Below are 23,288 nucleotides of genomic sequence, written 5' to 3'. Positions count from 1 at the left end.
GAAAATAATATTTATTAAACAATCTTTTTCAAAGCATTATAATTTGCTTGTATTGTCTTTTCTATATCTTCTTGGCTATGTGCTGCTGAAACAAAGGCTGCTTCAAATTGTGATGGAGCCAAATATATTCCCTGTTTTAACATTTCTTCAAAGTACAATGAAAATTTATTTGTATCACTCGTCATAGCCGATTTAAAATCAACAACAGCTTTATCTGTAAAAAACATACAAAGCATAGATCCTACTCTATTAAAGCTTGCTTTTATACCTAGTTTCTCAGCATTTTCTTTAAATCCATCTGATAACTTTTTTGATTTTTTTTCTAAATCATCATAAATTTCTGGATTGTCTTTTAATATTTTTAATGTAACATAACCTGCTGTCATTGCTAGAGGATTTCCTGATAATGTACCTGCCTGATACACTGGACCTACAGGTGAAATCTTTTCCATTATTTCTTTTTTCCCTCCATATGCTCCTACAGGAAGTCCTCCACCTATTATTTTTCCAAAAGTAGTAATATCTGGTTCTATTTTATATAAGCTTTGCGCACAATGGTAAGATACGCGAAAGCCTGTCATAACTTCATCAATAATGAGTAATGCACCATACTCATTTGTAATCTTTCTAAGAGTATCCATAAATTCTTGAGTAGCTGGTACAACTCCCATGTTTCCTGCTATCGGCTCAATAATTACCCCTGCAATTTCTTCTCCATAAGTTTCAAATATTTTCTTTATGCCATCTATATCATTGTAACCTGCTGTTATTGTATTTTTTGCAATTTCTATCGGAACTCCTGGACTATCAGGTACACCATGGGTTAACGCACCTGAACCGGCTTTGATCAATAAACTGTCTGAATGTCCATGATAATTTCCTTCAAATTTTACAATCATTTTTCTTCCAGTATAACCTCTTGCTAGCCTTAAAGCACTCATGGTTGCTTCTGTTCCTGAATTTACCATTCTTATCATTTCAACAGAAGGTACTGCTTCACAGACTAATTTGGCAAGCCTTGTTTCTATCTCTGTAGGTGCACCATAGCTTGTTCCCATATCTATAACTTCTTTTAAAGCCTCTACAACTTTATCATGCGCATGTCCTAAAATCAAAGGTCCCCAAGATCCAATATAATCAATATATTCATTTCCATCTACATCATATATTTTACTTCCCTTTCCTTTCATAATAAAAGGAGGATCAACAGAAACAGATCTAAATGCTCTTACAGGACTATTTACTCCACCAGGAATAAATTTTTTAGCTTCTTCAAATAATATTTTAGATTTATTAAAATTCATATTACCACTCCTCTCTTAACCATCTTGCAGCATCCTTTGCATGGTATGTAATAATCATATCTGCTCCTGCTCTTTTCATAGCTACAAGTTTTTCTAAAACAATTTTTTGTTCATGGATTAATCCTTTTTCTGCTGCTGCCTTGATCATTGCATATTCACCACTTACATTATAAGCCGCTATTGGTACATTAAAATTATCCTTTACACGTCTAATAACATCTAGATAAGCAAGAGCAGGTTTTACCATAACAATATCTGCCCCTTCTTTAAGATCAAGTTCAACTTCTCTTAGTGCTTCATCACTATTTGCAGGATCCATTTGATAAGTTTTTCGATCTCCAAATCCTGGAGCTGAATTAGCAGCCACCCTAAAAGGTCCATAAAAAGCAGAAGCGTATTTTGCACTATAAGCCATAATCGAAACATCCATAAAACCATTCTGATCCAAAATGCTTCTAATTACACCAATTCTTCCATCCATCATGTCTGAAGGAGCTACCATATCAGCACCAGCTTTTGCATGGGATAGAGCAATTTTAGCTAAATATTTTAATGTTTCATCATTATCTACATAATCCTCTTTAATAATGCCGCAATGTCCATGATCTGTATATTGACACATGCAAATATCGGTAATAACTAATAAATTTTTATTTACTTTTTTTATTTCTCTTATTGCTTTTTGCACGATTCCATTATCATTATAAGCTTCACTTCCAAAGCAATCTTTTTTATCAGGCAATCCAAATAATATAATTGCTTTTATTCCTAATTCTGTAATTTCATTTATTTCATCCTTTAACTGATCCACAGAAAAGTGGTAATTATTAGATAAACTTTCTATTTCTCTCTTTATCCCTTTTCCTTCTACTACAAACAATGGATAAATAAAATCATTCACATCAAGTTTCGTCTCTTTAATCAAACTTCTTATAGCAGAATTTCTTCTTAATCTCCTTGGTCTGTTCACAAGTGTCATCTTGCTCCCCCTTTACTGATTATAATAATTTTTTATTGCTGTAACAAGACCATCAATGGTATACTCTTTTGCCTTTATAACAACATTTAATCCTAAGTCTTTTGCAGTTTCTTCTGTAATCGGTCCAATAACAGCCATTTTTTTATCTTTTAATAAAAATCTGTTTTCTTCTCCTAAAATCTCCATGAAATTTTTCACTGTAGAAGAACTAGTAAAAGTAATCACATCTATTCCATCATCTTTAAGTATTTTTAATAGCTTCTCTCTATCTTGTTTCGGCACAACTGTATGATAAACATGTATATTGTCAACTTTCGCACCTATATTTTGTAACTCTTTGATTAACACTTCTCTTGCAATATCTGCTCTTGGTAAAAGCACAAAATCTCCCTCTTTTATCTTGTCTTTTAGCCCTTCAATAATTCCTTCTGCTCTATATTCTTCTGGCACATATTCAATAGTAAAGCCTCTATCTTCTAAACTCTTAGCAGTAGCAGGTCCTATAGCAACAAGCTTAGCATTATACAATAATCTTATATCAAAGTTTAATCGCTTCATTCGCTCAAAAAATGCAACAACACCATTCACACTCGTAAATATGATCCACTGATACTGCTCTATTTTCCCTATAGCTTTGTCTATTTCATCAAAAACTTTTGGCTTTTCTATTTTTATCGTTGGAAACTCTATTGCTTCAGCCCCTAAACTTTCAAGTTTTCTCGATAAATAACTTGCTTGTTGTCTTGTTCTTGTAACTAATACTTTCTTTCCAAATAAAGCTTTTTTTTCATACCACCCTAATACTTCAGATAAATTTACAACCTCACCTATAATAATAATGGATGGATTCTTAAAATCATTCTCTTTTACTTTATCATAAATATTTGATAAAGTTCCTTTAATCATTTTTTGTTCTATTGTAGTTCCTTTCATAATTACTGCTACTGGTCTATCAGGACTTTGACCATATTTTATAAGACTTTCACATATTTTCCCAATATTTTTTACACCCATTAGAAAAATAAGGGTTCCTTCTATTTTCGCTAGAGCTTTATAATCTACTACATTTTCTTCTTTTGTTGGATCCTCATTGCCAGTAATAACATGAAAAGAAGAACTTACATTTCTATGGGTTACAGGTATACCTGAATAAGCTGGCACTGATATAGCTGAAGTAATCCCAGGAACAATTTCAAAACTTATTCCATTTTCCTTTAGTTTCTGTGCTTCTTCTCCACCTCTTCCAAAAACAAAAGGATCTCCTCCTTTTAATCTAGCAACTATTTTTCCTTCTGAAGCTTTTTTAACAAGTACATCATTAATTTCTTCTTGTGTATATGCATGATTATTTGGAGCTTTTCCTACATAAATTAACTCTGCATCTTCTCTAGCAAATTTTAATAATTTAGGGCTTGCCAATCTATCATATAATACAACATCTGCTTTTTGAATACACTCTATTCCCTTTAACGTTATTAATTTGTAGTCTCCAGGACCCGCTCCTATTAAAAAAACTTTTCCTATCGCCACGTTAGTCACCTACCTCAATATTTTTTAATATTTTCTCTCCACCATTCTTTAGGCTTTCCTTTGCCATTTTTACACCAAGTGCTTCAAAGTTCTCTTTTTCACACACATCCTGTAATTTAATTAAATCTTTTCCATCTGGTGAGGCAATGACTGTTGTCATAAAAATTCTATCTCCTTGTGTCTGTGCATATGCACCTATTGGAACATGACATCCTCCATTTAGTGTTTTCATAAAGCTTCTTTCTGCTTTTACTGCAATCTCAACATCAGAATTATTTAACTTTTTTACAATAGACTTCATAAAATCATCATCTTTTCTAATTTGTATCCCTAATGCTCCTTGCCCAACAGCTGGCGTACATATATTATTAGAAATATACTCCGAAATTTTGTCTTTCCACCCCATTCGCAAGATTCCCGCAGCTGCTAAAATAACACCATCTAAGTCCATTGTTTCTATTTTATTCATTCGTGTTGCAATATTTCCACGAATAGGCTCAATCACAAAATCAGGTCTATAAGATAAAAGTTGTGCTGCCCTTCTTAAACTGCTTGTACCAATTCTAGCACCAATTCTTAGACTTTCAAGCCCTAATCCATCTTTACTAATTAAAACATCCCTTACATCTTCTCTATCTGTGATAGCTCCTATCATTAAATCGTTAACCATCTCTGTTGGTACATCCTTCATGCTATGTACAGCCATATCAATTTCATTATTCAGAAGAGCTGCTTCAATTTCTTTTACAAATAGACCTTTTCCACCAATTTTATTCAATGTTTTATCTAAAATTTTATCCCCGATTGTTCTAATTTTTACTACTTCATACGTGAATTGAGGAAAATTTTCTCTTAATCGATCAATTACCCAATAGGTTTGATTCAAAGCAAGATCACTTGCCCTTGAACCAACAACAACTTTCTTTTTTATCATATTTTTCACCTTTTCCAATCTAGAATTCTTGTATGACTTTATTATATAACTCATTTAAAGCTTTTTTTATATCTTCAATTTCTCCTCTTTTATACTGATTTAATAAATCATTATATATAAATTTTTGAAATACTTTTTTCCTTATTTTTATATCATCAATCTCTTCTAAAACAAGCTTTCTTAAATCCCCCAAAGCATTTATATATTCAATATATTCTTCTCCAAAGGTTTCTTCTAAATCTTCTTTTATTTTTTTAGATAGCATAGGACTTTTTCCATTTGTTGAAACAGTTATATGTAAATCTCCCCTTTTTACGGAAGCAGGAACGATAAAATTACACATAGCTGGTTGATCTACAACATTTATTAATATGTCTTCTTCTTTTTGCTTCTTCTAAACAACTTTCATTAACCTTCCTATTATCTGTTGCAACATATACTAAATAATAGCCCTTAATGTCTCCTAATCGATACTCTCTTTTTATCCATTTGATTTTATTCTTTAGTTGAAATTCTCTTAGTTTCTCTGTTATCTTAGGACTTATAACAGTAACTTTTGCACCATGTTCTAATAGAGAATTAACTTTTCTCTCTGCTACATTACCCCCTCCAATAACAACGCATCTTTTATTAGAAATATCTAACATAATAGGATAGTATTTAGCCATATATTTCACTCACTTTATTCATTAAGTCCTCTACACTACTTAATATATTTTTATATTCTATCTTTGGTCTTTCAATTAACAATACTGGGATTTTCATTTTTTTAGCAGCTTCTAATTTTTCAAGAGTCCCTCCCATATTACCGCTTTCTTTAGATACCAAAATATCTATTTTATATTTTTTTATCATTTCCATATTCATTTCCATAGAAAATGGTCCTTGCATCGCAATAATATTTGATGGTTTTATCTTAAGCATTTCACATTTTTTAATTACATCGCTAACTGGCAGTACACGTGGAAACAACCTGCTTTCATCCAAACAATTTGCAAACATTTCTAATGTTTTGCTTCCTGTTGTTAACAAGATGTTTCCTTTAAAATCTTTTAATTTTTCTACTGCTTTTTCATAACTTGGAACATATTGAATAATCTCTTTATATACATCTATTTTGGATTTTTTTCTTTCATATCGATAATAAATAATATTTGTATTTTCACAGGCTTTCATGGCATTTTCTGAAACTTCTTCTGCATAAGGATGGGTTGCATCAATTAGCAATTTTATTTTTTTATTCACAATTAATTTTTCCATCTCTTTTTTGCTCAGTTTTTTAGGTATAACTGTACATAGTTCTTTCTTTTCTATCAAGCTTGCACCATAAGTTGTAGCTGTTGTTACAATCAATGGATAGCCACACTCTAAAAGAAGCTTTACAACTTCTCTGCCGTCTTTTGTACCACTCAAAACCATAATCATAGATGATACCCTCTAGGCGTAATCATTTTTCCATTTTTAACATAAGTTTTTGCATTTCCTATTATAACAACTGTAAACATATCAATAGAATGATTTAACATATTTTCTAAATCAGTGATTACAACTTCTTCACCACTTCTTTTTGCATTCCTTACAATTCCTACAGGTGTATTTGGTAATTTATGTTTTAACATAATCTCTCTCGCTTCTTCTATTTGATGTACTCTACCTTTACTTTTAGGATTATATAATGCTACTACAAAATCTCCTATAGATGCACATTCAATCCTTTTCTTTATTAATTCCCAGTCTGTCAATAAATCACTTAAAGATATAACTGCAAAATCATGCATCATCGGCGCTCCGAGGACTGATGCCGCTGCATTAGCAGCAGTAATTCCCGGTATCACTTCTATTTCCACTTGCACCTTCTTCTCATTTACTACTTCAAGCATAATCCCTGCCATCCCATAAACGCCTGCATCTCCACTGCTAATAATTGAAACATTTTTTCCTTCTAGTGCCTTATCTAAAGTTAGATTACATCTTTCTACTTCTTTTCTCATTCCTGAGTCAATTACTTCTTTACCTTCAAGTAAATCTTCTATCAAATGAATATACGTTTTATATCCTACCACTGCTTCAGAATCTAAAATAGCCCTGCGCGCTCTCTCGCTCATATGCAATCTATCTCCAGGTCCTAATCCTACTACATATATTTTTCCAGTTTTAAGCATTTTTTTGCCCCCAATCTTTTTTACAACTGTATGCATTCATTCCAAACAATTCACTAGCAATTTTTGCATATAATTTGCCTTTTCGATCTTCTCCTGCTCTCTTTAAGTTTAAAATAGGCCTCTTTATAAGTTTTTTTGTTAAACTTCTCATAACAATTTCAATCAGTTCTTTATCTTTCGTTGAAACTTTATCAAGTCTTTTCATTAAGCTTTCCATTTCTTCTTCTAATATTTCTAAGCTATGATCTTGTATTTCTTCTATAACTGGAAACACTGGTAGACAATTATACCAATTTTCAAACTTAATACATTCTTCAATGATCATCTCAATAGCTTCTTTTGCTGCTTCTAATCTTGACTCCATGTTTTCAATAGATACTCTTTTTAGTTCATCTAATGCATATAAAGAAACACCTTGAAGCTTTCCAATTTCAGGATCTACATCTCTTGGAACTGCAATATCCACAATACAAAGCTTATCCCCTTTACAATGATACTTTTTAACCTCTTCTTTCTTTAGCACATAATGGGGTGCACTCGTTGAAGTAATAATAATATCTATATTTGGAATCATCTTATATCTTTCTTGAAATTCAATAACACGAATTTCTTTATATCTTTCAGATAAATCTATAGCATGACCTACCGTTCTATTCGTTACATATATTTCTTTTACCCCTTTATAGATTAGGTTTTCTATTGCTATTCGACTCATTTTTCCAACACCAATAACCAATACCTTTTTGTTAGTTAAATCTCCGAATATCTGCTCAACAAATTTTACAGCAATAGAACTAATAGACAAAGAATTTTGTGATATAGCCGTTTCTCTTTTTATTCTTTTTGCAGTTGTAATGGCTTCTCGATACAATTTATTGAGTATTTTGCCCGTCATTCCTATTTCTAAAGCATATGAATGTGCCTGTCTTACTTGTCCTAATATTTGATCTTCCCCTAAAACTAAAGACTCCAGTCCTGCTGCTAGCTGAAAAACATGTTTTACTGCATGATCTGATACATTTATAAAGAAATGCTTTTCAAGTAATGTATTTTCTAAATAAAAAAAATGACTATAAAATGTTTTAAGTGAACTTATACCTTTATCAACATCTGTAACAACTGCAGTAATCTCACTTCGATTACAAGTCGATAAAATTACAACTTCATCTATATATGCATTCCTTTTCAATAGTGCATATGCTTTTTCTAGATTACTTTTTGAAAATGAAACTTTTTCTCTAATCTCAAGTGGGGAATTTTTGTGATTAATTCCGATTACAACAATTTCCATTTTTCTTCTCACCTTCTCTAAATACTGCAATCGTTATACCATCATAAACTTTCTTTTTTTGAATCATTTGACCACTTTCACTGCTTAAAAATGCTACTGGTTCACTTACTGCACAAACGCCTATTCTTTTTTTTACAAATTCTGAACCTTTAAATTGATCTTCTACTTCTTTAATTTTTTCTCTATCTACAATTACTAAAGGTACTCCTAATAATTTTGCTGCTTGTATTATCCCTTCTTCATTCTTTTTTACATCTACAGTAGCAATATGCTTTATGCTCTTTTTTGATATATTCAAAGATATTAGACTATCCTCAATAGCTTCTATAATTTTATCAACAGGCTTTTTGCGCCTACAACCAATGCCTATAACAATATTTTTGGGTCTAAGTACAACGCAATCACTTTCTACAGGACTTAAAATTCTTTTATCCGTAATATAAATAAATCCTTTAAATTCTTCATGTGGTTTATTTTTAAAATCAATTTCTACCATGTTTTCAGGCAATACTCTACCAATACAAATATCCGAAATAATTCCAACCTTTTCTCCATTTACAATGTGTGCTGTAACCTTTGTAGCATCTTGAAAATCTTCTATTTCACAATTAAGTTCCATAGCTAATGTATCTACAGCTAAAGTATTTTTTACATCAGATGCTGTAGTAATCACAGGATTTGCATTTAAAATACTTGCAATTTTATTTGTATACTCATTAGCTCCTCCAATATGACCTGACAATAAACTAATTACATTTTTCCCCTCTTCATCTAAAACAATAACAGCTGGATCTATTTTTTTATCTTTAATATAAGGAGCTATAGATCTTACAACGATTCCCGTAGCCATGATAAAAATCAAGCATTTATATTTGTTGAATATCTTTCCTATAAATTCAACAATTTTGCCATCTATTTTCTTTACATGCTTCTCTTTTATATAAAACTTGGGATTTGTGTATAAAACAGCTTTATCTATGTGTTCTAATAATTTCATCCCAAGCTCAGTTCCACCTTTTGTAAGGGTAATGATTGCTTTATCCATTATTTTGCAGACCTATATTCATGGCTAAAATTCTTATCATAAAGCTTTGAATATTCGTATTCATTTCCCAGGAAATCGCCTACTAGAATTTGTGCTGTTTTTGTAATGCCTGCTATTTTTACTTTTTGAGCAATATTTTGTAGTGTTCCGAGGACTATTTTTTGATCATCCCAAGTAGCTTTTTGAATGACCGCAATTGGTGTATTCATAGGATAATGGGTAGAAAGCCGCTTTATTACTTCATCAATCATATGTACAGATAAGAATATACACATAGAAGCTCTATGCTTAGCCAAACTTTCAAGACTTTCTTTTTCTGGAACTGGTGTTCTTCCTTCCATTCTTGTTAATATTACAGTTTGTGTAACCCCTGGTAGGGTAAATTCTTTATTAATAGCAGCTGCAGCTCCTACAAAAGAACTTACTCCTGGTATAATCTTATAATCAATTCCCTTTTCTTCTAATAAATCCATTTGCTCTCTTATGGCACCATAAATACTCGGATCTCCTGTATGTACTCTAGCTACAAGTTTTCCTTCTTTTTCAGCTTTTTCTATTGTATCTATTACCTCTTCTAGGGTCATAGAGGCACTATTATAAACAATCGCATCTTTTTTTCTACAATCTATAATTTGTTTATTTACTAAAGAACCTGCATAAATAATAACATCTGCTTGTTCTACAATTTTCTTTCCTTTGACAGTAATTAAATCAGGATCTCCTGGCCCTGCACCTATAAAATATACCATTATTTTTCCCCCTTTATAATAAATTTGTTTTTATACCTGAAATAATGTAAATTGGATTTAAAGCTTCCATCAGTGTATATCTTCCAACCAATTTCCCTCTAGACACATTTACAGAAACAACATCTATCATGCTAAATCCTATCTCTTTCAGATACTTCATTGATTCATACAATGTTTCAATTGTTATACAATTTATCACGCATATACCTTCTGTTGTTAGTTTTTCATAGCAAATTTTTATAATTTCTTCTAATTCTCCTCCACTACCACCAATGATAACCCTATCAAATTTATTTATTTCTTTTAAACATTCTGCTGCATTTCCATGAAGAATTTTTAAATAAACGCCAAATTTTTCACTGTTTTGTTTTATTAATTCTATTCCTTCAGAATTTTTTTCAATAGCGATAACTTCTCCATTTGTGCAAACGTGCGCTGCTTCAATGGCAATAGACCCTGTACCAGCACCCACATCCACCATAATAGAATCTTTTCTCAATCTCAACTTTGAAAGAGTAACAGCTCTTACTTCTTCCTTCGTCATAGGAACATTTCCTCGAATAAAAAATTTATCCGGAATTCCAGGTGTTTTAAACTTCCATTTCATCTTTTATCACCACCACTGACATCTGAAAATCAGACATCTTTATAATTTCTTTAGGAGAAGCAATTGTAATCTTTTCATTTTCATAAGATAAATTTTCTCCTACAATCATTATTTTTCCATTTATTTGAGATTGAATCATTAATTTTGCAATCTCCTTTGGAGAATATTTATAGTCTGTAAGTAAAATTACTTTATGATGCTTTTTTACTTTTTTTATAAAATCAAAACTTCTGCCATGTAAACTTCCTATATATGCATCATGCCATGTATCATTAATTTTCGCCATTAAGTATTGATACGAACTAATTCCTGGTATAACTTCTAACTCTTCATTTTTAAAGTGTTTCTTTAAAAACTTTAGCATACTATAAAACCCTGTATCCCCTGATAGTAAATAAGAAATTTTCTTTTTTTGCATATGTTCTTTTGTATATTTAATCAATTCTTTTAAATTTTTACCTATATATTTTATTTCCTTTCCTGAATCTTTAAAATTTTGTAAATTTCTTTCTCCTCCTATTAAAACATCACTGTCTTTAATTATTTTTGTAGTGATAGGTAATATATATTCTTTACTTCCTGGCCCAATACCAAGCACGTAAATCTTATGCATTTTTAAATTCCTCCAATATTTTTTTTGCCTGTATACCTACCCCTAAAATTTTTTTATCCATAGAAAACATAATAACCCCCACATTTAATTCATCATATACTCTAGTCTTACATCTATTTTCTGCTTTATTGCATAATGCTTCAAAAACTTTCTCATAACCCCTTTGTTTTATCATCTCTATAGCTGCTTCGGTTGTAACACATTCAAGTAATTCTTCTATAAACTCACATGATCCTCCTAGAAGAGCTATATTTGCAGCTAATATTTCCATTCGTCCATCAGCTACCTTACTATGGGTATGAAAAATTCCTCCCGCTAATTTGACAAATTTTCCAATATGGCCAATCATCAATACCTCTTTTATTCCATTCTCTACACATTGCTCAAGCATAAATCCTATAAAATTACTTGTTCTAATCACATATCTTTCATCAAGTTTATAATACTTTATAGCCATGTCTTTTCCATAATTTCCGGGAACAAGTATTAGTTTTTCTATACCTTCTTGTGCAGCCATTTTAATTTCAAGAGCTAAAGACTCTTTAAAAGCTTCCTCTGACATAGGAACAACAATACCAGATGTTCCTAAAATAGAAATTCCTCCAACAATACCTAATCTAGGATTAAATGTCTTTTTTGCAATTTCTTCTCCTTTTGGAACAGATATAGTAATAATAGCTCCTTTGTTTTCTGGTAAAACCTCTGCTACTTCTTTTTTTATCATCATCTTTGGAACTGGATTAATAGCAGGATTCCCAGGTAAAATAGCTAATCCTGGTTTTGTAACAATACCCACTCCTTTTCCACCTTTTATCTCTATTTTAGGCTCATCAACAATCTTAACAGAAGAAGTTATCAAAATTCCATGGGTATTATCAGGATCATCTCCGCCGTCTTTCTCTACAGAGCAAGTAGCATAATTATCTCCTATTTTATATTCTTTCACTTTTATATCTAATTTCCATCCTTTTGGTGTATCAATCCTCACAAAATCTACTTTTTTTCCAGTAACAGCCATAATCGCTGCTGCCTTAGAAGCAGCAGCAGCACATGAACCCGTAGTATATCCATATCGCATTTTTTTTCCATCTTTTACAATGTATCTATCTAACATTTTTTCCCCTCTTTTGCCTACAGCATATACAAAATAGCATTCACAATAGCTGCTGCTACTGTACTTCCACCTTTACGACCTCTTGTTACAATATATGGAACATTCAATTTTTCAAAGGCTTCTTTAGATTCAGCTGCTCCTACAAAACCTACTGGTACACCTACAACAAGATCGGGCTTTACTTTTCCTTCTTCAATAAATTGCTTTAATTTAAATAAAGCAGTAGGTGCATTTCCTATAACAAAAATCTTATTTTTTTCATCACCAATAGCTTTTTCCATTGCAGCCATTGCTCTTGTTATCCCTTGTTCTTTTGCTTTCTTTGCTACATCTTCATCAGATATATAGCAGTGTACCTCTCCTTTATATTTCAAAAGTCTTGCCTTATTAATCCCTGACATTGCCATTTTTGTATCTGTAACAATATGAGCTCCTGATTTTATAGCTTTTTTTGCAGATGCAATAGCATCAGGAGAAATCACAGTAATATCTGCATATTGAAAATCTGCTGTTGTATGAATCACTCGCTTGATAATTTTCCCTATCTCTTCTGGAAAAGTTTTATCTCCTAATTCTTCTGTTATAATCTCAAAGCTTTTCTCTTCTATAAGATGTGGTACCTTTATATAATCCATCTTTATCTCCTCCTAATTTTCATCCAATATACGAACTCCACCTTCTACCATTTTTGTGATATAGTACTTACTATAATATAAGTAGATTAATTTTTCTCTTAATGCTTCTATTAATTTCTCTACATCTACTTTACTTTTTTCAAATATAATGCCTATTACTGTACCACTATGGGCAACATTTACACCATAACATCCATACCTAAAAGAAATGTCCATAATCTCTTTTAGTTTCTCTTTATATAAAATATTTTGGTTTGCTAAAGCACTCATTGTTGCAGCTTTTCCTAAAAGTGAAAAATCTTTTCTTTCATAGCTAGATACAAATATTTCATAAGCCTTTTCTACTTTTTGTTTATTTTTCTTTCTTAAAAATTTATAATCCTGTCTTCTAAATTCTTCCGTATTTAACTTTTTATCTGATTCCAAAACCAATACATCTAGACATGGATTCCAGTCAAAGCTTCTAATCCTTATGCCATTTAAATGATCAAAAAGCGTCAACATCTTAAATATAGTACTATCTGTAGGCTCAATTTCCGTACAAATTCGTGCAAGGGCATCATTTGATAGCTTTTTCCCAATTAATGCTGCTGTAGCAACCGCTGTTGCTGCAATGTCTGCTGTACTGCTTGCCATCCCTTTCTCAATAGTAATATCTGACTCAATATTAAGAGCTAGAGTATCGCCTATCTTTTGATGCATACCAAAATAATCTAAAGTTTTATAAATAGCTTCTGTAGCCTTTCTTATTCTCATATCTCTAACTGGATTTTTGACTTCTTCTATCACAGCTACTGTATAAATATCTATAGGATAAGATATTAATTTTTCTCCTCCATTAAGTTCTCCCTGTAAAAGTTCTCCACATGAAGCTGGACACATAGTTTTAACTTTCATATAATACCTCTTTTAATGCTTTTATAAATTTTTCATTTGTTTTTCTATCCTTAATTGCAATTCTATAAAAAGAATTGTTCATATTTATATAATTGCTACAGCTTCTTATTAAAATCTTCTTTTTAAGTAATGCTTCTCTCAAATCTTTTTTATCCCCTAGCAGCTTAAATAATATGTAATTTGCTTTTGGCTTGTACACTTTGATACTATTAATTTTCTTTAATTGGCTATAAAAATGTACTTTTTCAGCCATAATCCATTCTCTGCTTCTTTTAATATAGAATTGATCTTTTAACACTACTTCTCCTGCCATAGCTGCATAACTATTAATCGTCCATGGTTCTTTATAATCATTTATATTTTTTAATAAGTTTTCATTAGATGTAATTCCATATCCTATTCTTAATCCAGGAATGGCAAAAAACTTTGTTAATGCCCTAATAATATATAGATTTTTATAATCTTTGACAAATGAAAGCATAGTTACTTGATCAGGGTCATCAACAAAATCAACAAAAGCTTCATCAATCATTAAGGATATATTATTCTTTTTACAATGGTTTATAATCTTAACCATTCTATTTTTATCAATAAGTTGACTTGTTGGATTATTAGGATTACAAAGAATAATTAAATCTAAATTTTCATCTATATCTTTTAAAAATTCATCCTCTATTTGAAAATCATTTTCTTCCTTTAAATAATAATATTCAACATAACTTCCTGCTCTTATAAGTGCCCTTTCATATTCTAAAAAAGTAGGAGCGAGAATCAAACTTCTCCTTGGTTTCAAATTTTCAATAATAGAAAAAATCACTTCAGTAGCACCGTTACCTACAGTAATATACTTATTGTCTATATGATGATAATTTGCAATTGCTTCAACCAAGCCTCTATACTTAGGGTCAGGATAGTTTTCAATAATATTTATATTTTTAACTAACGCTTCTTTGTATGAATCGGGCAGTCCAAGGGGGTTAATATTTGCACTAAAATCAATAATTTCTTCCTTTCCTACTCCTAGCTTATCTGCAATTTCATATATATTTCCACCATGCTTTACACACTTCATCTTACCCCTCCTAATAACAACAAAAGTATAAATTTTATTATAAGAAAAACTATCATCGCTACAGCAGATGTAGTATACATAATTTTTATACTTTTATCGATATCTTCACGTTCTAATGCTCTTAATGAATCTCCTATAGTAGGTTTATAAACCTTCTTTCCAAAATATGTATTAGTTCCTCCAATTTGTATCCTAAGAGCTCCTGCTACTGCTGATTCTGGATAAGCACAATTAGGACTTTTATGATTTTTTCTATCTCTTTTTATGATTCGTATGCTATTTTTCCAATCATATCCCCTAAGAAAAGAAGCAATCACCATAAACAATGCTGTTAGCCTAGCTGGTATATAATTTATTAAGTCATCAAATTTGGCTGAAGCCCAGCCAAAATATAAATATTTTTCATTTTTATATCCTACCATAGAATCTAATGTATTAACTGCTTTATAAGCTATTCCTAATGGAGCACCCCCAATAAAAATAAAAAACAATGGTGCAATTATCCCATCAGAAGCATTCTCTGCAATAGTTTCTACCGTAGCTCTTATAATTTCATCTTCATTAAGCTCATTTGTTTCTCTTCCAACAATATATGACAAATACTTTCTTGACTCTTTCAAATCTCCTTTTTTTAACTGGTTTAGTACTTTTCTACTTTCAGTATCTAAACTTTTACTTGCTAATATCTGAAAAATCAAGAAAGCTTCTAAAAAATGTCCGAAATATGGATTTATCCACCCTGCTATCTTAATGAGTAAAAACGTTATCAGATATGAGCAACTAACAATTATCAAGGTTAACAGAATACCTAATAATTTTTCATCATTAGAATTCTTGCAGAATTTTCTTAAAAAGTTTTCAGTATTTTTTATTCCCATTCCAATAAATCTTATAGGATGGGGTATCCAATAAGGATCTCCCCATATTAAATCAGCAAAATAGCCCATTACGATTGTCAACATGCTTACTCACCCTGAACAATTTTATATATTTTTTCTAAATCTACATTTTCTCTAACAATTTTTGCAAGCTTATCATATTCTCTTTCTTTGAATTCTTCAAAGCTTTCTACATTACTTTCTTTTTCATCTAATCCCTTCTCTTTTCTAATATTGTTAAGAAGCTTTCTTGTAAATTGAATATTATCAAAAATACCATGTATATAAGTTCCTATTACATTTCCTGTACTATTTATAGCTCCATCTTCAATGCAAACTTCTTGATTTAATCTCTTTTTTATATGATTTAGAACAAAACTATCTTCTCCTAATTTTGTTTGCCCCATATGTATTTCATATCCCTTAACAATCATGCCTTGTGTTCCTTTTAAAGCATTTTGTACAGAAGCAATTATTTCCGCTTCAACCTGTGTTGTTGTCTTTTCTAATTCAAAAATTGTCTCCGTATCTAAAAGCCCTAATCCATTAATTTCTTTGATATTGCTTTCTGTCTCATGTGGGTCACAAATCTTTTTTCCTAACATTTGGTATCCGCCACATATGCCTATTATTAATTTCCCTTGCCTATTTAGTCTTAAAATTTCTTCTTCTAATCCTGTTTCCCTTAAATACACCAAATCCTCAATGGTATTTTTAGAACCTGGAATAATGAGTATATCAGGATTTCCAATGCGCTGTCCTTTCATAATATATCGCAAATTTACATCCTCTTGTGTTTCAAACACATTAAAATCTGTAAAGTTTGACACATGAGGAAGATATAATACTGCAACCTCTATTTGTCCATTTCTTCGGCTTTGACTTCTAAATCTCTCTGCTAGACTATCCTCATCTTCTATCTGTACATTATAATATGGGACTACTCCTAAAACTGGTATTTTAATTAATTCTTCTAACATCTTAATCCCAGGTTTTAAGATTTCTAAATCTCCTCTAAATTTATTGATAATAACTCCTTTTACTCTTTTTCTCTCTTCTTCTGTAAGCAACATAATAGTTCCATATATAGATGCAAAAACACCACCACGATCAATATCTCCAATTAATATTACAGGAGCATCTACTAAGTCTGCCATACCCATATTCACAATATCCTTATCCCTTAAATTGATTTCTGCTGGACTTCCTGCTCCTTCTATTACAACTATATCATTGTTTTTTGCTAATTTTTCAAAAGACTCTTTTACCATTTCTAATAAAGCTGGCTTAAATTCATGATATTCTTTAGCAGACATATTCTTATGCACTTTACCATTAAGAATTACCTGACATTTTTTATCCGTTGTTGGTTTTAAAAGAACAGGGTTCATCAGTACACTCGGTTCTATACACGATGCTTCTGCTTGTACTACCTGAGCCCTACCCATCTCTAAACCTTCTTTTGTAATATAAGAATTTAGGGCCATATTCTGTGATTTAAAAGGAGCTACCTTGTAACCATCTTGATGAAAAATCCTGCAAAAGGCTGCTGTTAATAAACTTTTTCCTACAGAAGATGCTGTACCTTGAAACATCAAACTTTTATTTTTCATTTTTTTCACTACTCCTATCTCTGTATAGCATGCAATTTTCTATAAAATCCTTTGCAATACCTGTGTTACTATAAAAATGTATATGGGCATATGCTCCTAAGGCATTATACTTTTTCAATCCACATTTCCAAGTTTTTATTTTTTCTCCATTTCTAATTTTATCCACTACATATACATATTCATTTTGTGTATTCTCATCAATCATAGAACGATGAAATTCATGGGCTTTAACATGATTTTTTTCTTTAGCAATAGCACAAGGTTTTTCTATATTTACATGGACGTACCCAAATCTTTGTAATCTCTTCGTCATTTTAGCTTCCGTATCAAATATTCCAACCATCTCATATTTTTCATCTTCTAATGTAGTTATAGCTTTAGATAAATACATGAATCCTCCACATTCAGCATAAGTTGGTATCCCATTTTTGATTGCTTCTTTTATTTTTTCTCTCATCTTTATATTTTTTTCCAGTTCTTTTGCAAATACCTCCGGAAAGCCTCCTCCTATATATAATCCATGTAAATTTTCAGGAAGATCTTCATCTTCTATAGGACTAAAGTAAATTAAGTTTGCTCCTAAATCTTTTAATAAATCCAAATTATCTTCATAATAAAAATTAAAAGATTTATCTAATGCAACACCTATATTTATATTTTTTACAATTTCTTTTACTTTTGGTGGTTGATACTCAATAGATTTTGCTTCATTTGCAATCATTATTAATGCATCTAAATCTATGGTTTCTTCTACCATTTCAGCAATTTCTTCTATTTTTTTCTCTAAACCCTTTAATTCAACACTAGGAATCAATCCTAAATGTCTACTCTCTAAAGCAATATGAGCATTTGACCTTAAATACCCTACACATTTGATTTTTGTATCTCTTTCAATACTTTCTTTTAATAAATTGTAGTGCGAATCTCCTGAAATATTGTTAATAATTATTCCTTTTATATCAACACATTCATCATATAACTTATATCCTAATACTTGAGCCGCTGCACTTGAAGACATACCTTTTCCATCAACAATTAAAATAACAGGTGCTTGAATAATCTTTGAAACATGAGCAGTGCTTCCCTCATCTTTTTTGGTTCCATACCCATCATATAAACCCATAACCCCTTCTACAATAGATATATCCTTACATAGAGAATTTTTTAAAAACAAACTCATAATAATATTCGGTTTAATCATCCAGCTATCCAAATTTCTAGATTTATTTTTTGTTACAAAACTATGAAAAGCAGGGTCTATATAATCAGGTCCTACCTTAAATGGTTGTACGTTTAATCCTCTTTTTTTAAAAGCAGCCATAATTCCTATTGATATTGTGGTTTTTCCTACTCCACTTTGAGTTCCAGCTAGTACAAATCTAGGAAACTTCATATTCATCATCCCTTCAAAAAATTTCGCATTAAAATACCCTGACCAGCGCTGGCCAGGGCACGAACAAGTTTCAGTTCCTGTTCCCTTCCCACCGAAGGTACATAACGCATAAAATAGGCAAGTCTCCTGACTTGTGAATCAACTTACTCTCGATGTCTTCCCTGTATTCTACAGGTGACATTTTTCGATTTCATCCTCACTTACAGTAGCGGGGGCTGTGTCGGAATTTCACCGAACTTCCTTATTAAGTCTTACGACACCTATTTTTTTATTTTCCTTGTTTCATCCTATCAAAATTCTACATTTATTTCAATAAATGTATATTACTGATTCAAAGCAGTTAAAACTGGAAATTTATCTATTATCTCAATAATACAAATACCACAATTATCTATTTTATATTTCCAATAATCTTTCATTCCTCTGCCGATTAAATATGCTAATATAGCACGAATAGATCCTGCATGTGCAACAATTAGGATATTTCCTCTTTTATTTTTATGGATAATTTTATCTATTGCTTTTGTAACCCTCTCATACATTTGTTTTACACTTTCTCCATTTGGCGTAACATAATCAATCCAATCGTTTTCCCATTCCTTTACCTCTTTTGGATACTTTTCTTTTATCTCTTTATAGCTTAATCCTTCCCACAAACCAAAATTCATTTCTCTTATATTGCTTTCTAAAATAATCTCTACATGATGATACTGATTAATAATTTCTGCCGTTTTCATTGTTCTATCTAAATCACTACTGATAATATAATCGAAATTTTCTTCTTTTAATTTTTCACTAACCTTTTTTGCTTGCATTAATCCTTTTTCAGTCAAAAAAATATCATTCCAACCACAATAAAGTCCATCACAATTATTTTCTGTCTCTCCATGCCTTACAAGTATTATCTTAAGCAAACCATCACCTGCTTTCTAGATAATCACAACATAAAATAAATAAACTAATTCTGATAACTCACACAAAGCACCTAATGTATCGCCTGTCATCCCACCAATTTTGCTGCTAATATGTCTTATGTAAAAAATACTAAACAATAATCCAATAAAGATAAAAGGGAATGACCAAAAGTTTAAAAAAGATAACAAACTACTGATTAACATAGCAATTATTACATGTTTGTTATTGGTCTTTCCTATAAACATATTTCCCATACCGCTAGTCCTTGCATAAACTGAAAATCTTGCACCATAAACAATACACAACCTAGAAAAAACTGGCATAAGCAATAATACTGGATAAACATTCGGAATATGTAAACTATATATTAAAGCAATTTTTAAAAGAATTGTTAAAAATATTGCTAAAGCTGCATTTGTCCCTAATCTACTGTCCTTCATAATTTCTAGCATTTTATCCTTAGAACGGTTACTGTAGATTCCATCAAAAGTATCACCTAGACCATCAAGGTGTAATCCTCCCGTAATAAAAACTTCAATGACTACAGCCATAATTGAAGCTAAAAATCCTCCGCCTATATTATATCCTATATAGTAAAAAGAAACTATAAACATTCCTATAATAAGTCCTACTAATGGAAAATATTTAATACCATCTGAGAAATCCTTTTCATCAACCTTTAGATAAACATTTATTGGTATTCTTGTTAAAAACTGAACCATCAAAATAAATTTCTTCATCGGTATACTTCCTCCTATTTTAATTTCATAGGCAATCCAGAAACAGTAAAGTACACCTCATCTGCTTCTTTTGCAATAATTTGATTAATCCTTCCTACTATATCTCTATATATTCGAGATAACCTGTTATCTGGTACAATTCCCATTCCTACCTCATTTGTAACCATAATACACCAAATATTATTTTTCCGAACGCTTTCTATTAATTTCATTATCTGATTTGTTATTTCCTCTTCAATTTTATCAATTGCTTCATAACTGATTTTATCCCAGTCAGCCTCATGCTCAAACATTAAGTTTGTTACCATAATCGTAATACAATCTAACAAAATAGTCCCATGTTCTTTTGCAATTTCTTTTACAATTTTGTATAAATCTTTATAACCTTCATACGTTGTCCACTCACTTGGTCGTGATGCTTTATGCTTTTTAATTCTATCTTTCATTCCTTCGTCAAAAGGAATAGCTGTAGCCAAATATGCTACAGGCTGTACAGAAGTCTTTGCTAATTTTTCTGCATAATTACTTTTACCACTTCTTGCTCCACCTGTAACTAATGTAATCTTTCCTTTCATGTTATCACCTCTTTGAAATCTAACTTCCAAAAAAATATGTCCCTATTTGCAGGGACTTTCTTTACTTTAAATAAACTATATCAAATTTTTCATTAATATGCAATTTTTAGTCATAACCCCTATTAGGATAAATTCAAACGATAAGCTTGATTCTTCCTTACCTCTCTTTCTTGAATTTTCTTTCTCATTCCAAAACTATCATCTATTTGAATCTCCATTTTTCCATTTTCCTTTGGTATATACTCCATATACAGTCTATCCCTTGAAATCCCTACCAAAATAATCCATTTTAACCCTTCATCATATTTCTCTACATAAACTCCATCCATACTTTTTATCCCATCATATATTGTAATAATTCCTTCTTTTGTGACAGATCTTATAAATAGGTCCCCTACTCCATTTACAAGAATACTTATATAATTGTTCAGTGACTCATCATTTTTTCTATATATATTATTTTCCTTTATCCCTAACTTTTTCCCTATAACAAATCTACACTTTTTCAATATATCTACATGTGTAGCTTGAAATACATAAGAATCTCCTTCTATTGCAAATACACTTCTTAGCATTACAGTTCCATCACCTTCTTCTGATTTAGAAATTCCTATAACCTTTCCATCAAGCCATTTATTTTCCTTATCTTTATAACGCTTATCAATCTGCAAGTAATTATTTGTCTGAACACCTTTTCCTCCAATTAAAGTAACCTTCACCCTTCTTCGTTTTAGTAAATATTCTCTTTCATTTAATTGATTTAAAAAATCATTTTGATATGCCATTTTTTCACAAGATACATAACAAAGGTTTCCATCTTTATTTAAATAATAAAGATAATCTCCATATTGATGGCTTGGTAGCAAATCTTTTGCACTTTTTAGATGCTTGTGTATTGTCTCCATTTCATTTTTAGCACTATATAATTTCTCTAAGACCCATAAGTAACCTTCTAAAAGTGTTCTAAAAATATTTGACTTTATGTTTCTTTTATAAGGAAGCATACCTCCTGCCCAAAAACAATATGCATTTACAGCTCCTCCATTGGGTGTAGCAATCATAATTAAATGATCTACATCATATCTATAATTTTTACTTTGTACATAAGCTCTAGCTACTAATCCTCCCATACTATGGCATATAATATTCACTTTTCTACTTTTACATTTTTTCTTTGCTTTATCAATTACATCTCTTAAATAACGTCTTGCACAAAATGTACATTCCTTTCTCCAATCATAAAATGCAATAAATAAATCCTCATTTTTTTTATACCCCATCTCTTCCAAACTCCTAATAAAAGGTTCATACACAGAAGCTGCCATACCAAATCCCCAATCTCCTGTTCCAGAAATAATTTCATCGCTCATAGATCCATATAAACCTGGTACAAATACAATCGGTTTTCTTTTTTGTGTATTAAATTTATGTCTTAATAATTCTAACATTCCAAGCGTAACGAATAGTTGGTTCATATTTACCCTCCCCCAAATATCAATTAAAAAAGAAAAAAAGTCACTACTCTTTTGTAGCAACTTTTCCTTTGTTTATACTAAGCTTCACTCTTTATCTTTTTATATTCTTCCTTTGCTAGAATCCACTGTTCCCTTGCTTGCATCTCTAACTTTTTCTTTCTCTTTATTGCTGGATTACTTACAGCTTTATTAAACCAGTTAATTGCATCTTCATATTTTCCTAATCTTCTATTTAGTTCTCCTAATAAATACAGCATTGAAACTTCATCAAGATTCCCAATAGGTAATTGTTCATATAAAAAAGCTTCTTCAAAACAATTCTTAGCATGTTTCAAAAAATGTAATTCCTTATCTTCTCCTATAAACCTATAAAACCATGCTAATCTAAGGCAAATAGTACCTAATATTCCTTTCTTTTCATTTGATAATTGCCCACACAACAATGCAAGTTTATAAACCTCAATTGCCTCCTGATTCGTTCTTTCCCCTCCAAAATCTCTTTGTACCCATTGATTTGAAACCCTAGACGTAATTATTTTCTTCCCTGTAGGGCTTATCCTTTCAAATACACTCTCTAATGCAGCATATCCACAGTTTGGACATACAAATACTGCATAAAAAATTGGATTTTCTCCATTGTAATATACACAAAAATCTGTATCTCTTTTTTTTATCCTAATAGCAGAGCTCCTAACCTTTTTTGTATGAAAAATATTTTTGCATATAGGACAGCTTACCTCTTTGTTATATAATGCTTGATTCATTTC

The 23,288-nt window shown here is 31.0% G+C and carries 25 protein-coding genes and 1 riboswitch; all 25 genes read right to left on the bottom strand.

Annotated elements, in window-relative coordinates; translation table 11 throughout:
- Nucleotides 1–14: 14 nt before the first annotated feature.
- On the bottom strand, nt 15–1,304 hold the full coding sequence (hemL, locus tag FQB35_RS05270) for a glutamate-1-semialdehyde 2,1-aminomutase (protein ID WP_148808979.1): 1,290 nt from the start codon (nt 1,302–1,304) through the stop codon (nt 15–17).
- 1 nt (nt 1,305) lies between these two features.
- Nucleotides 1,306–2,283 (bottom strand): porphobilinogen synthase, encoded by a 978-nt coding sequence (hemB, locus tag FQB35_RS05265; RefSeq protein ID WP_148808978.1) that lies wholly within the window; start codon nt 2,281–2,283, stop codon nt 1,306–1,308.
- A 12-nt stretch (nt 2,284–2,295) separates the two neighbouring features.
- On the bottom strand, nt 2,296–3,813 hold the full coding sequence (gene cobA / locus FQB35_RS05260) for a uroporphyrinogen-III C-methyltransferase (RefSeq protein ID WP_148808977.1): 1,518 nt from the start codon (nt 3,811–3,813) through the stop codon (nt 2,296–2,298).
- A gap of 1 nt (nt 3,814) precedes the next feature.
- Entirely contained in the window at nt 3,815–4,747 is a 933-nt protein-coding gene (gene hemC / locus FQB35_RS05255) for a hydroxymethylbilane synthase (RefSeq protein WP_231701861.1), read from the bottom strand.
- A gap of 19 nt (nt 4,748–4,766) precedes the next feature.
- On the bottom strand, nt 4,767–5,090 hold the full coding sequence (locus FQB35_RS16400; RefSeq protein ID WP_148808976.1) for a precorrin-2 dehydrogenase/sirohydrochlorin ferrochelatase family protein: 324 nt from the start codon (nt 5,088–5,090) through the stop codon (nt 4,767–4,769).
- Nucleotides 5,083–5,415 carry a precorrin-2 dehydrogenase/sirohydrochlorin ferrochelatase family protein gene (locus FQB35_RS16395; protein WP_148808975.1) on the bottom strand — a complete coding sequence of 111 codons (333 nt, stop codon included), beginning with the start codon at nt 5,413–5,415 and terminating at the stop codon, nt 5,083–5,085. The genes FQB35_RS16400 and FQB35_RS16395 overlap by 8 nt, the downstream gene beginning before the upstream one ends.
- Nucleotides 5,408–6,172, bottom strand: coding sequence for a cobalt-precorrin-6A reductase (locus tag FQB35_RS05240; RefSeq protein WP_148808974.1), 765 nt, complete (start codon nt 6,170–6,172; stop codon nt 5,408–5,410). Before FQB35_RS05240 ends, FQB35_RS16395 begins: the two co-directional genes overlap by 8 nt.
- Nucleotides 6,169–6,909, bottom strand: a complete 741-nt coding sequence (cobJ, locus tag FQB35_RS05235; protein ID WP_148808973.1) for a precorrin-3B C(17)-methyltransferase — start codon at nt 6,907–6,909, stop codon at nt 6,169–6,171. The genes FQB35_RS05240 and cobJ overlap by 4 nt, the downstream gene beginning before the upstream one ends.
- Nucleotides 6,902–8,200: a glutamyl-tRNA reductase gene (hemA, locus tag FQB35_RS05230; protein ID WP_207707351.1), complete on the bottom strand. Its 1,299-nt coding sequence runs from the start codon at nt 8,198–8,200 to the stop codon at nt 6,902–6,904. The genes cobJ and hemA overlap by 8 nt, the downstream gene beginning before the upstream one ends.
- Nucleotides 8,175–9,245, bottom strand: coding sequence for a cobalt-precorrin 5A hydrolase (cbiG, locus tag FQB35_RS05225; protein WP_148808971.1), 1,071 nt, complete (start codon nt 9,243–9,245; stop codon nt 8,175–8,177). Before cbiG ends, hemA begins: the two co-directional genes overlap by 26 nt.
- Nucleotides 9,245–9,994, bottom strand: a complete 750-nt coding sequence (gene cobM, locus FQB35_RS05220) for a precorrin-4 C(11)-methyltransferase (RefSeq protein ID WP_148808970.1) — start codon at nt 9,992–9,994, stop codon at nt 9,245–9,247. Before cobM ends, cbiG begins: the two co-directional genes overlap by 1 nt.
- Before the next feature lie 13 nt (nt 9,995–10,007).
- Nucleotides 10,008–10,601: a precorrin-6Y C5,15-methyltransferase (decarboxylating) subunit CbiT gene (cbiT, locus tag FQB35_RS05215; protein WP_148808969.1), complete on the bottom strand. Its 594-nt coding sequence runs from the start codon at nt 10,599–10,601 to the stop codon at nt 10,008–10,010.
- Nucleotides 10,585–11,214, bottom strand: coding sequence for a precorrin-6y C5,15-methyltransferase (decarboxylating) subunit CbiE (cbiE, locus tag FQB35_RS05210; RefSeq protein ID WP_148808968.1), 630 nt, complete (start codon nt 11,212–11,214; stop codon nt 10,585–10,587). Before cbiE ends, cbiT begins: the two co-directional genes overlap by 17 nt.
- On the bottom strand, nt 11,207–12,328 hold the full coding sequence (gene cbiD / locus FQB35_RS05205; RefSeq protein WP_148808967.1) for a cobalt-precorrin-5B (C(1))-methyltransferase CbiD: 1,122 nt from the start codon (nt 12,326–12,328) through the stop codon (nt 11,207–11,209). Before cbiD ends, cbiE begins: the two co-directional genes overlap by 8 nt.
- 17 nt (nt 12,329–12,345) lie before the next feature.
- The gene (locus FQB35_RS05200) at nt 12,346–12,963 is read right to left on the bottom strand and encodes a precorrin-8X methylmutase (RefSeq protein WP_148808966.1); all 618 of its coding nucleotides are present in this window, start codon (nt 12,961–12,963) and stop codon (nt 12,346–12,348) included.
- Between the two features lie 12 nt (nt 12,964–12,975).
- Complete coding sequence (locus tag FQB35_RS05195) at nt 12,976–13,860, bottom strand: GHMP family kinase ATP-binding protein (RefSeq protein ID WP_148808965.1); 885 nt, start codon at nt 13,858–13,860, stop codon at nt 12,976–12,978.
- Nucleotides 13,850–14,932 (bottom strand): threonine-phosphate decarboxylase CobD, encoded by a 1,083-nt coding sequence (gene cobD, locus FQB35_RS05190; RefSeq protein ID WP_148808964.1) that lies wholly within the window; start codon nt 14,930–14,932, stop codon nt 13,850–13,852. The genes FQB35_RS05195 and cobD overlap by 11 nt, the downstream gene beginning before the upstream one ends.
- Nucleotides 14,929–15,894, bottom strand: coding sequence for an adenosylcobinamide-phosphate synthase CbiB (gene cbiB / locus FQB35_RS05185; RefSeq protein ID WP_148808963.1), 966 nt, complete (start codon nt 15,892–15,894; stop codon nt 14,929–14,931). Before cbiB ends, cobD begins: the two co-directional genes overlap by 4 nt.
- A gap of 2 nt (nt 15,895–15,896) precedes the next feature.
- The gene (locus FQB35_RS05180; RefSeq protein WP_231701860.1) at nt 15,897–17,423 is read right to left on the bottom strand and encodes a cobyric acid synthase; all 1,527 of its coding nucleotides are present in this window, start codon (nt 17,421–17,423) and stop codon (nt 15,897–15,899) included.
- Nucleotides 17,413–18,816 (bottom strand): cobyrinate a,c-diamide synthase, encoded by a 1,404-nt coding sequence (locus FQB35_RS05175; protein WP_148808962.1) that lies wholly within the window; start codon nt 18,814–18,816, stop codon nt 17,413–17,415. The genes FQB35_RS05180 and FQB35_RS05175 overlap by 11 nt, the downstream gene beginning before the upstream one ends.
- A gap of 99 nt (nt 18,817–18,915) precedes the next feature.
- Nucleotides 18,916–19,095: riboswitch (cobalamin riboswitch) on the bottom strand.
- Nucleotides 19,096–19,139: 44 nt separating this feature from the next.
- A complete protein-coding gene (gene cobC, locus FQB35_RS05170; RefSeq protein WP_148808961.1) occupies nt 19,140–19,730 on the bottom strand; it encodes an alpha-ribazole phosphatase in 591 nt (196 codons plus the stop codon).
- A 15-nt stretch (nt 19,731–19,745) separates the two neighbouring features.
- Complete coding sequence (gene cobS / locus FQB35_RS05165) at nt 19,746–20,471, bottom strand: adenosylcobinamide-GDP ribazoletransferase (RefSeq protein ID WP_148808960.1); 726 nt, start codon at nt 20,469–20,471, stop codon at nt 19,746–19,748.
- 14 nt (nt 20,472–20,485) lie between these two features.
- Nucleotides 20,486–21,046, bottom strand: coding sequence for a bifunctional adenosylcobinamide kinase/adenosylcobinamide-phosphate guanylyltransferase (gene cobU, locus FQB35_RS05160; protein ID WP_148808959.1), 561 nt, complete (start codon nt 21,044–21,046; stop codon nt 20,486–20,488).
- A 122-nt stretch (nt 21,047–21,168) separates the two neighbouring features.
- Nucleotides 21,169–22,521: a lipase family alpha/beta hydrolase gene (locus FQB35_RS05155; RefSeq protein WP_207707350.1), complete on the bottom strand. Its 1,353-nt coding sequence runs from the start codon at nt 22,519–22,521 to the stop codon at nt 21,169–21,171.
- 77 nt (nt 22,522–22,598) lie between these two features.
- A complete protein-coding gene (locus FQB35_RS05150) occupies nt 22,599–23,285 on the bottom strand; it encodes a DUF2225 domain-containing protein (RefSeq protein ID WP_148808958.1) in 687 nt (228 codons plus the stop codon).
- Nucleotides 23,286–23,288: the final 3 nt, after the last annotated feature.

It is taken from the genome of Crassaminicella thermophila (assembly GCF_008152325.1).
In the GTDB taxonomy this organism is placed as follows: domain Bacteria; phylum Bacillota; class Clostridia; order Peptostreptococcales; family Thermotaleaceae; genus Crassaminicella_A; species Crassaminicella_A thermophila.
The sequence above is the reverse complement of the archived record's forward strand: the minus strand, read 5'-3'. Positions and strand labels throughout refer to the sequence as shown.

Excerpts from the sequence above, each read along its gene's own strand:
- hemL (WP_148808979.1), bottom strand. The coding sequence starts at position 1,304 with ATGAATTTTAATAAATCTAAAATATTATTTGAAGAAGCTAAAAAATTT.
- hemB (WP_148808978.1), bottom strand. The coding sequence starts at position 2,283 with ATGACACTTGTGAACAGACCAAGGAGATTAAGAAGAAATTCTGCTATA.
- hemC (WP_231701861.1), bottom strand. The coding sequence starts at position 4,747 with ATGATAAAAAAGAAAGTTGTTGTTGGTTCAAGGGCAAGTGATCTTGCT.
- FQB35_RS16400 (WP_148808976.1), bottom strand. The coding sequence starts at position 5,090 with ATGTGTAATTTTATCGTTCCTGCTTCCGTAAAAAGGGGAGATTTACAT.
- FQB35_RS16395 (WP_148808975.1), bottom strand. The coding sequence starts at position 5,415 with ATGGCTAAATACTATCCTATTATGTTAGATATTTCTAATAAAAGATGC.
- FQB35_RS05240 (WP_148808974.1), bottom strand. The coding sequence starts at position 6,172 with ATGATTATGGTTTTGAGTGGTACAAAAGACGGCAGAGAAGTTGTAAAG.
- cobJ (WP_148808973.1), bottom strand. The coding sequence starts at position 6,909 with ATGCTTAAAACTGGAAAAATATATGTAGTAGGATTAGGACCTGGAGAT.
- hemA (WP_207707351.1), bottom strand. The coding sequence starts at position 8,200 with ATGGAAATTGTTGTAATCGGAATTAATCACAAAAATTCCCCACTTGAG.
- cbiG (WP_148808971.1), bottom strand. The coding sequence starts at position 9,245 with ATGGATAAAGCAATCATTACCCTTACAAAAGGTGGAACTGAGCTTGGG.
- cobM (WP_148808970.1), bottom strand. The coding sequence starts at position 9,994 with ATGGTATATTTTATAGGTGCAGGGCCAGGAGATCCTGATTTAATTACT.
- cbiT (WP_148808969.1), bottom strand. The coding sequence starts at position 10,601 with ATGAAATGGAAGTTTAAAACACCTGGAATTCCGGATAAATTTTTTATT.
- cbiE (WP_148808968.1), bottom strand. The coding sequence starts at position 11,214 with ATGCATAAGATTTACGTGCTTGGTATTGGGCCAGGAAGTAAAGAATAT.
- cbiD (WP_148808967.1), bottom strand. The coding sequence starts at position 12,328 with ATGTTAGATAGATACATTGTAAAAGATGGAAAAAAAATGCGATATGGA.
- FQB35_RS05200 (WP_148808966.1), bottom strand. The coding sequence starts at position 12,963 with ATGGATTATATAAAGGTACCACATCTTATAGAAGAGAAAAGCTTTGAG.
- FQB35_RS05195 (WP_148808965.1), bottom strand. The coding sequence starts at position 13,860 with ATGAAAGTTAAAACTATGTGTCCAGCTTCATGTGGAGAACTTTTACAG.
- cobD (WP_148808964.1), bottom strand. The coding sequence starts at position 14,932 with ATGAAGTGTGTAAAGCATGGTGGAAATATATATGAAATTGCAGATAAG.
- cbiB (WP_148808963.1), bottom strand. The coding sequence starts at position 15,894 with ATGTTGACAATCGTAATGGGCTATTTTGCTGATTTAATATGGGGAGAT.
- FQB35_RS05180 (WP_231701860.1), bottom strand. The coding sequence starts at position 17,423 with ATGAAAAATAAAAGTTTGATGTTTCAAGGTACAGCATCTTCTGTAGGA.
- FQB35_RS05175 (WP_148808962.1), bottom strand. The coding sequence starts at position 18,816 with ATGAAGTTTCCTAGATTTGTACTAGCTGGAACTCAAAGTGGAGTAGGA.
- cobS (WP_148808960.1), bottom strand. The coding sequence starts at position 20,471 with ATGAAGAAATTTATTTTGATGGTTCAGTTTTTAACAAGAATACCAATA.
- cobU (WP_148808959.1), bottom strand. The coding sequence starts at position 21,046 with ATGAAAGGAAAGATTACATTAGTTACAGGTGGAGCAAGAAGTGGTAAA.
- FQB35_RS05155 (WP_207707350.1), bottom strand. The coding sequence starts at position 22,521 with ATGAACCAACTATTCGTTACGCTTGGAATGTTAGAATTATTAAGACAT.
- FQB35_RS05150 (WP_148808958.1), bottom strand. The coding sequence starts at position 23,285 with ATGAATCAAGCATTATATAACAAAGAGGTAAGCTGTCCTATATGCAAA.